The sequence below is a fragment of the Veillonella parvula genome, assembly GCF_018378075.1.
GTDB classification, from domain to species: domain Bacteria; phylum Bacillota; class Negativicutes; order Veillonellales; family Veillonellaceae; genus Veillonella; species Veillonella parvula_K.
The window spans coordinates 540,022-553,858 of sequence record NZ_JAGZYE010000001.1 but is presented as its reverse complement, the minus strand read 5'-3'; the positions used below and the strand labels follow the sequence as shown (position 1 = coordinate 553,858).

Below are 13,837 nucleotides of genomic sequence, written 5' to 3'. Positions count from 1 at the left end.
CATGAAAGGTAAATTATATGGTATTGGCGTAGGCCCTGGCGATTCTGAATTAATGACTGTGAAAGCTGCTCGCATCGTAGGAGAAGCAGATATTATTATCACACCTAAAACAGAAAAGAAAGATGGTTCCGTAGCCCTTGATATCGCATCCCCATATATCCAAGAACATACAGAAATCGTTCCCGTAGTATTCCCAATGGTGTTGGATGATTCTACGCAAGAGGAAGGCTGGCAAGAGGCTAAACGCGTTATCTTGTCTTATTTGGATGAAGGTAAAAGTGTTGTATTCTTAACATTAGGTGATCCTATGTTCTACAGCACATATATGTATGTATACCGTTTGATTGAAAACACAGGGCATGAAATTGAAACAATTCCTGGCGTTACTGCATTCTGTGCTATCGGATCTCACCTTGGCTATCCAATCGTAGAGAAGGAAGAGGTATTGGCCATCGTTCCAGCTACAGCGCCTAAAGAAAAAATCGATGCTGTATTGGCTGTTGCAGATGATGCAGTTATTATGAAGGTATATAAAAACTTTGATGAAGTACAAGAAACCTTGATTAAACATAATATGGCAGATGATGCGGTTATGATTAGCCGTGTAGGTTTGCCTGATGAGCAAGTATTCGTAGGTTTAGATAATATGCCAAAAGATACTAAACTCAACTACTTATCTACAATTCTTGCAAAACGCAAGGATCGTTAACAAACACATCGTATTACGAGGTAATATCTATGAACACAGTACAGATTCCACGTGTTGTCATTGCTGGTACCAACTCTGGTGTTGGTAAAACAACTATCGTAGCGGGTTTATTGGCCGCTTATGCAAATGGTGGACGTACGGTGCAATCTTTTAAAGTGGGCCCGGATTATATTGATCCGGGCTTTCATAAAATTGCATCCGGCCGTGACAGCTATAATTTAGATACGTGGCTTGTGCCACCTCACAAGTTGACTCCTTTCTTTGCTACAATGGCACATGATGTAGACCTTGCCATTATTGAAGGTGTTATGGGCCTTTACGATGGTGGTCGAGAAGGCGTTAGTTCTACGGCTCAAATTGCTAAACAGTTAAATGCACCGGTGGTGCTTGTTATTGATTGTAAGGCTATGGGTGAAAGTGCAGCAGCTATTGCTAAAGGGTTCCGTGACTATGACCCAGAGGTAAACTTTGGTGGTGTCATTTTGAACCGCTTAGGCTCTGCTAATCATGAGCGTATGGTTCGTGAAGGGATGGATAAAATTGGTGTACCTGTTATTGGTGCCATTTATCGTGATGATCGTATGCATTCTCCAGAGCGTCATTTAGGACTTACACCAGTTACTGAAATCGATCCAACAGAGGCGATTAATACGATTCGAGAAGCTGTTGAGAAGATGGTAAATCTCGATGCACTATTGGAAATTGCTACCAATGCACCAACTATCGAACTACCAGATGCTATAGATGTTAAATCCATTGAAAAACGTGTGAAAATCGGTGTAGCTTATGATGAGGCATTCTCTTTTTATTATCCAGCTAGTCTTGCTGCGTTAGAGGAAAAAGGGGCTGAGCTTGTTTACTTTAGTCCGCTTAATGATTCGGTAATTCCCGATGTAGACGGACTTGTATTTGGGGGTGGCTTTCCAGAAATGTTTTTATTCCAGTTATCTAGCAATGAGTCTATGAAGGAATCTATCCGCCAAGCTAATGCACAAGGTATGCCTATTTATGCCGAATGTGGTGGCCTTATGTATCTTTGTGAAAGCATTCATGACTTTGAAGGCTCTGTATATAAAACTGTAGGTATTGTACCTGCCAATTGTGTGATGCAACAAAAGCTTCAAAAGGTGGGGTATGTTACAGCAACTGCAAAGAGAGATACTTTATTAGGCGCTATGAATACAGCTATTCGTGGTCATGAGTTCCATTTCTCTACAATGGAGCCAACTATAGATGACTTCCCATGGGCTTTTCATTTAGAAGGAGGCCGTAAACCTCAATCGTATGACGGCGGCTATGCAACAAAAAATGTATTAGCTTCTTACTTACATTTGAACTTTGCTGGCTCTGATGAAGGGGCACAACATTTTGTTGATACATGTGCTGCTTATAAAGCCCAAAAGTAATAGATGTATAAATGTATTTAATAGGTTTATATGACTATGTGTTATCACAATTACATTCTGTGGGACAGTTCGTATTAAAGGAGCTATTATGGAAGAACGTGGATTAATTCTAGTTAATACAGGGAATGGTAAAGGTAAAACAACAGCGGCATTAGGCGTTGTTTTACGTGCTGTCGGACAAGGTTTCAAGGTTCTTATATTACAATTTATTAAGAGCGGCAATGGCTATGGTGAATTGGCAGGTCTCGCTAAACTAGGTGATCAAGTTGAAATTCGCTCTATGGGAAAAGGCTTTATTTACTATAAACGGGATGAAGTAGGGGAAGCTGAGCTTGCTCGCCACAAAGAAGCAGCACAAGCCGCTTGGCGTACATTAGTAGAGGAAGTAAACTCCGATAAATGGGATCTAATTGTTATGGATGAAATAAATAATGCCATTAATTATGAGCTTATCGATGTGCATTCTGTAGTGGAAATGCTTAACAATAAGCCAAAAAGGCTTCATGTTGTTTTGACGGGGCGTTATGCTAAACCTGAAATCATTGATATGGCGGATACTGTAACAGAAATGAAGGTAGTAAAGCATGCTTATGAAAAGGGCATAAAAGCTGCTAAAGGAATAGAATTTTGATTTAATTCAAAAAAATCGAAAAAAATCGAAAAAGAACTTGCTAAAACTATATCGAAAATGTATAATATAGTCATAAGCACAGAGGTGCTCAATATTCTTGACATTAAGTATGTATATAAGACTAACCAGGAGGTTAACTATGGCTGTACATGATTACATTAAATCTGGCGATTTCGCTACTGAAAAACACGTTCCTGTTATCGAAACAGTTGACACTGTAAAAGCAGGTGAAACATTCCACGTTACTTTATCCGTAGGTAAAGACATTGCACATCCAAACACTGTAGAACATCACATTGATTGGATTAAATTGTACTTCGTAGCTGAGGGCACTCAATTACCATTCGAAGTTGGCGCTATCGAGTTCAACGTTCATGGTGACGGTGCAACTGCAAACGAAGGTCCTGTAGCAGCAGTTTCTGAAGGTACTTTAGCAGTAGCTTTGAAAAAATCCGGTAAATTGATTGCTGTTTCCTACTGCAATATCCATGGCTTGTGGGAATCCGAAAAAGATATCGTAGTTGCTTAATTAACTAAAACAACTAATAAAGACCAGCCCTAGGGCTGGTCTTTTTGTATATCTATGTGTTCACATAGTTTAATAATGAGGCAAAGTTAAACTTTTAATAGTAGATATTTAATGGCATTATGGCTAATACATGTTAGGATTGTTTAATGCATATTCATAATATTATAGACATATTATTTGATTTTTAATGTCCGCATAAAAAGGAGTTTTGTATCACTCCAGTGGATTAATTGCTATACATCCCTTTACAGTGCTATTTGTTTGTGGTAAAGTATATGCATATTGATATTTAGTAAACATAGTTAAATGAGGGATTATTGTGGCCTTAATCGTTAAAAAATTTGGTGGTAGTTCCGTAGCTACACCAGAAAAAATATTTAATATTGTTGATCGCGTTCTTCGTGAGAAGCAAGCTGACGATAAAATCGTTCTTGTTGTATCTGCTATGGGTGATACAACTGATGACTTGGTGGCCTTAGCTAAACAAGTTACATCCAAGCCGTATGGTCGCGAAATGGACCGCTTGTTGTCTACCGGTGAACAAGTAACAATTGCATTGATGGCAATGGCTTTTAACGAACGTGGTCAGGAATCTGTATCCTTAACAGGTGATCAAGCAGGTATTACAAGTAGTGATACGTTTAATAAAGGTCGCATTTTGGGCGTTGATCCTAATCGTGTGTTTGAAGCTTTGGATGAAGGTAAAATTGTAGTAGTTGCTGGTTTCCAAGGTATAACTGAATATGGTGATATGGTGACATTAGGCCGTGGTGGCTCTGATACAACAGCTGTTGCATTGGCAGGTGCTATGAAAGCGGATGTATGTGAGATTTTTACGGATGTAGACGGCGTATATTCTACAGATCCTCGCGTGGCGAAGGAAGCTTTCAAATTAGAAGAAGTAACGTATGGCGAAATGCTTGAAATGGCACGCCTTGGTGCCGGTGTAATGCAACCGCGTGCCGTAGAAATGGGTTTCCGTTATGGTGTACCTATTCATGTACGTTCTACATTTAGTGATAAACCAGGTACTATTATTCGGGAGGATTATACTGTGGAAGCAAATAAACACGTAATTACTGGCGTAGCTGATGATACAAATACAGCAAAAGTAGCCCTTGTAGGCGTTGAAAATAAACCAGGCGTTGCAGCGACTGTATTCAAAGCATTAGCTGCTAGAAACGTTGACGTAGATATGATTGTTCAATCTATCCGTTCCGTGGGAGAACCAAAAACTGATCTTATCTTTACAGTAGCTATGGATGATGTGGTATTAGCTCGAGAAGTATTAGAAGAATTACAAAAAGCAGTAGATATTGAAGCTGTTAATATTGACGAAAAAATGGCGAAAGTTTCCATTATTGGTGCAGGCATGTTAGGACAACCTGGTGTAGCTGCGCAAATGTTTGATATCTTGAGCCAAGAAGGTATCAATATTGAAATCATTTCTACTTCTGAAATTAGTATTTCTTGTCTTGTTGCTGAAGATCGCGTAAAAGATGCTGTTCGTGTAATTCATAATGGCTTATTGTTAGATCAACGAGGTTAATCACTGCATGGATAGTCTACGTAGTTTTATGGATGAAATGCTCAATGACCAAGGTCGTAAGGAAGGTTTCATTAGCGATCTACTAGGAAATCTAAAAAATCAGCCTATTCCAACATTGGAACAAGCTCAAACTGGTTATACAACAATGAGTAATTTACATGGTATCTTCTATGATTACGATAAGTCTGAGGTTACTATTACTTACAAGGTTGTACCAGATATGTATCAACCATATACATTGAGTTTTATACAATTCGAAGCCGTGTTAGAAGGCTTATTAACCTTGCGTCGTAATCAAAAGTGGCAGATGCAACATAATAAATAATATGAACCCCATGGGTATACTTGCCTATGGGGTTTTGTAATTCGATAATTATTCTTAACATCTATATATAGAGTCATCGATATGATATAATAAATTATTCAGAGAGAAATCATTATATTAGTATAGAAAGAAGGGACAGCATGGAAATAAATAAGGTTTATTCTGGCTTTCGCCTTGACCGCATTGAGCGCATTGATGAGATCAATGGTACCGCTTATGAAATGAAACATGAAAAGTCTGGTGCTCGTTTAATTTATATTGATTCACCAGATTCTAATAAAGTATTCAATATCGCTTTTAGAACAACACCACATAATAGTACTGGTGTAGCACATATTATGGAACATTCCGTTTTATGTGGTTCTCGTAAGTTTCCTTTAAAAGAGCCATTTGTTGAGCTTGTTAAGGGATCTTTAAACACGTTCTTAAACGCTATGACTTACCCTGATAAAACAATGTATCCTGTAGCCAGCAAGAATGATAAAGACTTCCACAACTTAATGGACGTATATCTTGATGCTGTATTGTATCCACGCGTTCGTGAAGATGCAGAAATCGTAATGCAAGAAGGTTGGCATTATGAATTAGATCGTGCGGACGATGAACTTACCTATAAAGGTGTTGTATTTAATGAGATGAAGGGGGTTTATTCCTCTCCGGATTCCGTTCTAGAACGCCAAATGATGCGTGAACTTTTCCCAGATACCACTTATGGTGTTGATTCTGGTGGAGATCCTGACCATATTACAGACTTAACTTATGAAGAGTTCCAAGAGTTCTATCGAGTTCATTATCATCCGTCCAATAGCTATATCTTCCTTTATGGTGATATGAATATTGAAGAGCAATTGGCATTCTTGAATGATGAGTACTTAAGTCATTTTGATGCTATTGAGGTTAATACAGAGGTTGGTATACAAACGCCATTTACGGAAGGTAAAGTGGTAAGTTATCCATATAGCGTAGGTTCTGAAGAGCCAACAGACAACCGAACTTTACATTCCTTTGCCTATGTGTTACCTGATGTAACTCCTGAGCATAGCTTGGCTTTTGAGGTATTAACACATGCATTGTTGACATCTCCTGCGGCTCCTCTTAAACAGGCTTTGGTGAAAGCCGGTATCGGCTCTGATGTGAGTGGTTATTATCTTGATAGCATTCGTCAACCTTTGTGGACCGTGCAAGCAACTGGTTCTAATCTCGATAAACAAGCTGACTTGCAGCGTATTGTGGAATCTACATTGCAAGAACTTTGTGATAACGGTTTAGATAAAGAATTATTAGAAGCTTCCTTGAATAGCATTGAGTTTGCTCTTCGTGAAAGCGACTTTGGTGGTCGCCCAATTGGTCTTGCTTATGTTATCCGTATGATGGATAATTGGCTATATGACAATGACCCACTTGAGTTATTACACTACGAAGAAGCATTAGTGAATATTCGCAAGGGCTTATCCGGTACGTACTTTGAAGATTTGATTCGTCAATCTATCTTAAATAACAATCATAAAGTGCTTGTTTCTATTTATCCTGAACGGGGTCTTCAAGAGCGCAAGGATGCAGAGGTTAAAGAATATTTAGCTTCTGTAAAAGCTAAGATGACTCCAGAAGAAATCGAAGCGATTGTAGAGCAAACAAAACGACTTAAACTTCGTCAAGAAGCTCCAGATAGCGACGAAGCATTAGTGTCGATTCCATTGCTTGAATTATCAGATTTAAATCCTAATATTGAAGAAGTAGAACGTCGTGAAAGTAAAATTGGCAATACTACAGTACATTTTGTACCTACTTTCACAAAAGGCATCAACTATGTAGGTCTTTACTTTAATTTAAGTTGTCTTACAGAAGATGAGTTGTTCTATGCCGATATTCTAAGTGATATTATCGGTCGTATCAACACATCTGAACGTGGCTATGAAGCATTGGCGAAAGATATCAATATGAATCTTGGTGGTTTAAGCTCAGATATTACGGCTATTAGCAAAGATGGTAAGCGAGATGAATTTACACCTCTCATGATTGTTCGAGCTAAAGCTTTGCATTCTAAATTACCTGACTTATGCCGTTTGATTAATGAAGTAGTACAAAAAGCAGATTATAGTGACCATAGACGCTTGACTGAACTTGTTCAAGAAAGCAAAGCTATTTGGGATAATGAAGCATTCCGTCGTGGCAACTCCATTGTAAGTCAACGTGTTATGGCACAAGTATCTGCCGTTGGTAAATTTAGAGATAATGGTAACTTTGGTTACTATCAAAAGATTAGCGAATTGGCTTCTAATCCTGCGGCATTACCATTATTGCCGGAAAAATTAGCTGATGTGGCTCGTAAGATTTTCCGTGCTAATAATGTGGATATCATGTTCGTTGGTGAAGAAGGCGAATTAGAAGCCTTTGAAAATCTCATGAAACCATTGATTGAAACCTGGGATACTACTGACTTAAGTAATGATACATTAAAGATTACACGTTTGTCTGGTAATGATGGTATCGTTACAGCTGGTAAGGTTCAATACGTAGCTCAAGGTGGTAACTTTGTAGACCATGGGTATAAACACGTAGGCCCAATGAGTGTATTGGAAACGATTTTACGCTATGAATATCTATGGATTCGCATTCGTGTACAAGGCGGTGCTTACGGTGCCTTTGCAAACTTCTATGACGATGGTAATATGATTTTCTGTAGCTATCGAGATCCAAACTTGGTAGAAACATTAAATGTATATAAAGAGTTACCTCAATACCTTCGTGAGTTTACGTTGACTGATCGTGAAATGCGTAAATATATTATCGGTACTATGAGCTCCTTGGACTTGCCTATGACTCCTGCGTTGCGTGGTCCACGTGCGATGGGAATGTATTTTAGCGGTGCTAAACTAGAGGATAAGGTAGAGTTTCGTAAACAAGTTATCGCTTGTAAGCCAGAGAATATCGTTGCTTTAGCAGATGTGGTTGAATCAGTATTGAAGGACAATCATATTTGTACAATGGGGAACGAACAAAAAATTAAAGACGCTGGTAAGGTATTTGATAACATTATTTCTCTAGGATAATCGTTTTATATTATTTATAGTGGCATATTCTGTGTAAGTTTACGGGATATGCCACTTGTTTTGCACTATAGGAGGGTGCGTTATGAAAGGACGATTTGCTCCAAGTCCAACAGGATATATTCATCTCGGAAATGTATGGATAGCCCTCTTATCTTATGTTTCTACGAAGCAACAAAAAGGGCAGTATGTTGTGCGAATGGAGGATATAGACATCCAACGCTCTAAACGTGAGTTAGGGGAAGCTCTATTAGATGATTTAGAGTGGCTAGGATTTGAATGGGATGAAGGGCCTCGCGTTGGTGGTCCAGAAGCAACATATTGGCAAAGTGAACGACAAGCATTTTATGGAGATATATTAGAACATCTTGCATCAGAAAAACTAATTTATCCTTGCTTTTGTAATCGCACGAGATTGCATTCTATTGCTTCGGCGCCCCATGTAGGAGAGGTAGTACATCGATATGATGGCCATTGCCGTCATCTAGAGGATAAATTGATAAAAGAGTTTATGATGTCTAAGGAACCATCTTTACGTTTAGCCGTTAATTCCTGTGATATAGATTTCGTAGATCGTTGGCAAGGCTTTCAACATATTCATTTGGAAGGTGAATTAGATGATTATGTATTGCGTCGTGGTGACGGTATGTATGCCTATAATTTAGCTGTTGTACTGGATGATATTGCTATGGGGATAACAGAGGTCATTCGTGGAGACGATTTACTAGAGACTACAGGGCAGCAAATATATTTATATAGAACATTACAAACCAGTTTCAAATCTAAAAATATACAACTACCTTCTTATGGGCATGCTCCATTATTAATTGATTCTGAAGGGCATAGATTATCTAAGCGACAAAAGAGTATTACTATTCGTGAATTACGTGAAAATCAATGGTCTCCTAATAGAATTTTAGGTGAGCTGGCTATTGTAGGGGGGGTAGTTGAGGCTCATACATTAAGTCGTAGAGAAATTAGTTTATCTGAATTAATTGAGATTGATTTAAATGTACCTAGTCTTAGTCAGAAAACGATTGAGATACAAATTAAAGAATAGAGTAGTAAAATAGTATTGATTTATGTTATAGGATGTTTGCTAAAAGAGAATAATTCTTTAACTATATAATTCGATATAATATATTGACAATATTCGATATTTATTTATAATAGTATATAAGAGGTGGTCGAAATGACAATTCAACAAGCTTTAGATCAAAAAGTATGGGCCGTTATTGGAGCTACCCATAAAACCGAGAAGTTCGGTTATAAGATTTATAAATGTCTTAAAGATCACGGATATGAAGTATATCCAGTCAATCCTAATATTGCAGAAATAGATGGAGACACTTGTTACTCTAGTCTTTCTGCACTTCCCGTTGTGCCTGCTGTGGTAGATTTTGTTGTACCAGAAGCAGCGGGGTTAGCTGCACTTGATGAATGCAAAGAACTTGGCATTTCTGTTGTGTGGTTGCAACCGGGGGCGGATAAACCATCTGTTGTTGAAAAAGCACATGCTTTAGATCTGCATGTCATTCAAGATTGTGTATTAGTTCAATTACCGTAGGAGGGTACAATGAGCGAATTAAAAGATTTAAAAACTGCTGAATATCAAGATTTAGTAAACCAAGGTGGTGTTACTGTTGTTGACTTCTGGGCTCCATGGTGCGGTTATTGCGTACGTATGATGCCAATCATTGAAGAAATTGCAGGTGAGCTTGAAGGTAAAGCTAACTTTGTAAAAGTAAACGCTGATGAAGAACCAGAATTAGCACGTAACTTACAAGTTGAAGTATTGCCTACATTCGTTATCTTAAAAGATGGTGAAGTAGTAGACCGTAAAATCGGTTTCTTGCCTAAAGGCGATCTTCAAGCGGCTATCGAATCCAAATTCTAATACTATAATTAAAACTATATAAATAGAGGAAAACCTCATCAATGTATGATTGTACATTGATGAGGTTTTTTTGTGCTTTTTTTATATAGACCTAAATATATTTAACATTTATAAGTTATTAAACATAATACATTGAGTTCCTAAACATAATACATCTAAAAGTGGGGATTGTGTCCGTCTAAGGAGTAGTATTTCACCATTGTGGTGGAGAGTGGTTAAATTAATTAATTTTGAATATTTAATCGAACATATGTATTGTAGAAAAGAGGAGAAAAATAGAGATTAAACAAGAAAAATATAAAAAAGTGGGATAAAAATGGATTTTTTGTTGTGAAAGGTGGGGAATTGTGGTAGAATTTACCATATAGTGGTGGATAAGAAATAGTAAAGGGCGGTGATACATATGTTCATGGGCGAATATAATCACACTATTGATACAAAAGGGCGGATGATTATACCTGCTAAAATACGTGAACAACTAGGCGATTTGTGCATCGTTACAAAAGGTCTAGATAACTGCTTGGCTATTTACACCGAAGAGGCATGGAAGAAAATTTCTACTGCTTTACAATCCCAATCTTCCACTAAAGCTAGCGTACGTGCCTTGAAACGTTTTGTTTTTGGTAGTGCTGCTGAGCTTGAATATGATAAACAAGGTCGTGTCCTTATTCCTGTACCACTACGTGAATATGCAAGCCTTGATAAACAGGCTGTTATTGTAGGTGCTGGAGACCACGTTGAAATTTGGAGCCGTGAAAAATTCGATTTCTATGATGAACAAGTGGCTGAAAGCATGGAAGAGTTAGTTGAAGGGCTTGAAGGGATTATGTTATAGGAGGCTATGATGGAATTTAATCATACTAGCGTACTCTTACGTGAAACAGTGGACTCCGTCGTAACTAATCCAAAAGGCATTTATGTGGACTGTACCCTTGGTGGGGCAGGACATGCTCACGCAGTGGGTGAGATGCTAGATCCAGAAGGCATGATTATAGGTTTAGATCAGGATGAAGATGCTTTGAGTGTAGCTCGACAGCGTTTATCTGATTTGAAATGTCAGGTGTTAACGATACCTACAAACTTTTCTAACTTAAAAGAAGCTCTCCAAAATGCGGGCATTTATGAAGTCGATGGTTTTATATTTGATCTTGGTGTATCCAGCTATCAACTAGATACTCCTGAACGAGGTTTTTCATATATGAATGATGGACCTCTTGATATGCGAATGGATAAAGATGCACCTCTCACAGCAGAGGAAATTGTCAATGAATATGACAGTGAACAATTACTACAAATTATCCGCGATTATGGGGAAGAACGATGGGCTAAAAGAATTGTCGAGTTTATTGTTGAAGCACGTCAAGAAAAAAGAATTACTACTACTGGCGAGTTAGTTAGAATTATTAAGAATGCAATACCTGCAAAGGCGCGACAAGATGGACCTCATCCGGCAAAACGGACGTTTCAGGCCATACGTATTGAAGTAAATAGAGAGTTAGCAATTTTGCATGATAGTTTTGTAGATGCTGTATCGATGTTAAAACCAAAGGGAAAGATTGGAGTTATTACATTCCACTCCTTGGAAGATCGAATTACAAAGCAAACTTTTAAAGAGTTAAGTACTGCATGTATATGTCCTCCACTATTGCCTGTGTGTGTTTGTAATCACAAGGCAGTTGTAAAGGCAAAGAATAAGGCTATAGAGCCAAGTATAGGGGAGATTGAAGTTAATCCGAGAGCTAGAAGCGCTAAATTGCGCGTAGCAGTAAAGTTGTAGATTTGGAAGGGGTTAAGTGTTATGTTAGCGAGAAAGGCTGTTGTGGGCCAAGTAAAAGGTGATATGTTGGTTATTGCACAAGGGAGAAGACGTAGTGCAAACGTAGCTTTAGATTTAAGCCCTATGATGTGGCAAGTTGTATATGGCATTGCTGCATTAGTTGCATGCTTACTTATTATGATGGTTATGAATGCATACAGTACAAAGTTGGGCTATGAGGTAGTTAAAACACAGCAAGCTGTAGTACAATTAACAAAAGATAACGATGCATTAGACGTTGAAGTGGCTTCCTTGAAGTCTCCTGTACGTATCCAACAAATCGCAGAAGAACAACTAGGAATGGTTTTGCCTGATTCTTTTGTTTATAGCACAAAAAGCGCTGTTACTGAACGTAATGTACAAGAGAAACAGCAAATTATAGACTAGCAGGCGAAGCAGCTCGTATTGGGCTGCTTTCCTTTGCGTGTAAAGGAGATTGTATATGAAACACTTACAAGATATAGTAAAAACCTTACATGCACCGCATGTAGAAGGTAATACAGCTGTTGAAATTTTAGATGTAACCGCTGATTCTCGTGCTGTAAAAGCAGGTAGTTTATTTATTGCTTTAGATGGTGCTACTGTCGATGGACATGACTATGTTAATAAAGCTGTTGAGGCTGGGGCAGTAGCCGTATTAGTATCTAAACCTGTTGAGGTAAATAGTGATGTTTGTGTTATCACTGTTGAAGATACACGTGCGGCTATGATGGCCTGTGTGCCATACTTTTTTGATTATCCAGCCAATTCCATGCGCATGATTGGTGTCACTGGTACTAATGGTAAAACGACTACAACTCATATGATTCGTCATATTTTGAAAGCTCAAGGTCATAAGGTCGGTGTGATTGGTACTGTTCATATCATGATTGGTGATACATCATATCCGATTCATAACACGACCCCTGACGTAGTAGATTTACAACATATTTTGCATCAAATGGTAGAAGAGGGGGTTACACATTGTGTAATGGAAGTATCTTCTCATGCGTTGGCTTTAGGACGCGTATCTGGTGTTGAGTATGATACGGCTGTATTCACAAATCTTACACAAGATCATTTAGACTTTCACAAAACATTTGAAAATTACTTGGCAGCTAAATGTAAACTATTTGAACAGGTTAGCAAACCAAACCAAGTAAAATCTGGTAAGGGTGCTGTCATCAATATTGATGATGCCTATGGACATCGGGTTGTTGAAAAAACTACAGCCCCTATCATTACCTATAGTATTGATGGTAGCGGCACATTGAATGCTCATGACGTTGATATGACGCCAAAGTCTAGCCGTTACACGGTATCTTATGATGGTCATGACTATACAGTTGCAATGAATACGACTGGCTTGTTTAATGTGTATAATACATTAGCAGCTATTGGTGCCTGCTTATTAGAAGGTATTTCCATGGAAGACATCGATAAAGCGTTGAAAACATTTAGTGCTGTACCTGGTCGTTTTGAATTGATTGAAGAAGGTCAACCATTTGCTGTTGTTGTAGACTATGCACATACACCAGATGGGTTAGAAAATATTTTACAAACAGCAAAGGCTATTCAAGAAAATCGTATTATTGTAGTCTTTGGCTGTGGCGGTGACCGAGATGCAACCAAACGTCCTATTATGGGACGCATTGCGGCACAATACGGTGATGTTGTGTATGTTACATCTGATAATCCGCGTACAGAGGATCCTGTACAAATTGTTAAAGATGTGGAAGTCGGCGTTAAAGACGGCCTTCGAGAAGGAACTCACTATGAAGTTATCGTTGATCGTCGAGAAGCGATTCAACATGCAATACAACATGCAAAATCTGGGGATATTGTACTCATTGCAGGTAAGGGGCATGAGGATTACCAAATCTTAAAGGATAAAACGATCCATTTTGATGATCGTGAAGAGGCGCGAGCAGCCCTCAAGGAGATCTAAT

At 38.3% G+C, this 13,837-nt stretch carries 14 protein-coding genes; all 14 read left to right on the top strand.

The genetic code is table 11. The annotated features are described in order from the left end of the window. The first annotated feature begins 1 nt into the window (after position 1). A complete protein-coding gene (gene cobI / locus KH286_RS02655) occupies positions 2-709 on the top strand; it encodes a precorrin-2 C(20)-methyltransferase (RefSeq protein ID WP_012864519.1) in 708 nt (235 codons plus the stop codon). Positions 710-738: 29 nt separating this feature from the next. After that, the gene (locus tag KH286_RS02650) at positions 739-2,115 is read left to right on the top strand and encodes a cobyrinate a,c-diamide synthase (RefSeq protein WP_021148280.1); all 1,377 of its coding nucleotides are present in this window, start codon (positions 739-741) and stop codon (positions 2,113-2,115) included. An 88-nt stretch (positions 2,116-2,203) separates the two neighbouring features. Beyond that, the gene (gene cobO / locus KH286_RS02645; RefSeq protein ID WP_008714156.1) at positions 2,204-2,746 is read left to right on the top strand and encodes a cob(I)yrinic acid a,c-diamide adenosyltransferase; all 543 of its coding nucleotides are present in this window, start codon (positions 2,204-2,206) and stop codon (positions 2,744-2,746) included. Positions 2,747-2,885: 139 nt separating this feature from the next. Next, positions 2,886-3,275, top strand: coding sequence for a class II SORL domain-containing protein (locus tag KH286_RS02640; RefSeq protein WP_004696242.1), 390 nt, complete (start codon positions 2,886-2,888; stop codon positions 3,273-3,275). A 319-nt stretch (positions 3,276-3,594) separates the two neighbouring features. Then, positions 3,595-4,824 carry an aspartate kinase gene (locus KH286_RS02635; RefSeq protein WP_004696945.1) on the top strand — a complete coding sequence of 410 codons (1,230 nt, stop codon included), beginning with the start codon at positions 3,595-3,597 and terminating at the stop codon, positions 4,822-4,824. A gap of 7 nt (positions 4,825-4,831) precedes the next feature. Beyond that, positions 4,832-5,149 carry a hypothetical protein gene (locus KH286_RS02630; protein WP_004696238.1) on the top strand — a complete coding sequence of 106 codons (318 nt, stop codon included), beginning with the start codon at positions 4,832-4,834 and terminating at the stop codon, positions 5,147-5,149. 140 nt (positions 5,150-5,289) lie between these two features. Further along, positions 5,290-8,199: an insulinase family protein gene (locus tag KH286_RS02625; RefSeq protein ID WP_278617560.1), complete on the top strand. Its 2,910-nt coding sequence runs from the start codon at positions 5,290-5,292 to the stop codon at positions 8,197-8,199. 82 nt (positions 8,200-8,281) lie between these two features. After that, positions 8,282-9,256: a tRNA glutamyl-Q(34) synthetase GluQRS gene (gluQRS, locus tag KH286_RS02620; RefSeq protein WP_278451675.1), complete on the top strand. Its 975-nt coding sequence runs from the start codon at positions 8,282-8,284 to the stop codon at positions 9,254-9,256. A gap of 132 nt (positions 9,257-9,388) precedes the next feature. Further along, positions 9,389-9,763, top strand: coding sequence for a CoA-binding protein (locus KH286_RS02615; protein WP_021148278.1), 375 nt, complete (start codon positions 9,389-9,391; stop codon positions 9,761-9,763). A 9-nt stretch (positions 9,764-9,772) separates the two neighbouring features. Further along, a complete protein-coding gene (trxA, locus tag KH286_RS02610; protein WP_004696229.1) occupies positions 9,773-10,093 on the top strand; it encodes a thioredoxin in 321 nt (106 codons plus the stop codon). 403 nt (positions 10,094-10,496) lie between these two features. Beyond that, the gene (gene mraZ / locus KH286_RS02605; RefSeq protein ID WP_118091313.1) at positions 10,497-10,928 is read left to right on the top strand and encodes a division/cell wall cluster transcriptional repressor MraZ; all 432 of its coding nucleotides are present in this window, start codon (positions 10,497-10,499) and stop codon (positions 10,926-10,928) included. 9 nt (positions 10,929-10,937) lie between these two features. Beyond that, complete coding sequence (gene rsmH, locus KH286_RS02600) at positions 10,938-11,870, top strand: 16S rRNA (cytosine(1402)-N(4))-methyltransferase RsmH (RefSeq protein ID WP_278451674.1); 933 nt, start codon at positions 10,938-10,940, stop codon at positions 11,868-11,870. A 21-nt stretch (positions 11,871-11,891) separates the two neighbouring features. Then, a complete protein-coding gene (ftsL, locus tag KH286_RS02595; RefSeq protein ID WP_004697156.1) occupies positions 11,892-12,296 on the top strand; it encodes a cell division protein FtsL in 405 nt (134 codons plus the stop codon). Between the two features lie 55 nt (positions 12,297-12,351). After that, positions 12,352-13,836, top strand: a complete 1,485-nt coding sequence (locus tag KH286_RS02590) for a UDP-N-acetylmuramoyl-L-alanyl-D-glutamate--2,6-diaminopimelate ligase (protein WP_278471713.1) — start codon at positions 12,352-12,354, stop codon at positions 13,834-13,836. Position 13,837 lies beyond the last annotated feature (1 nt).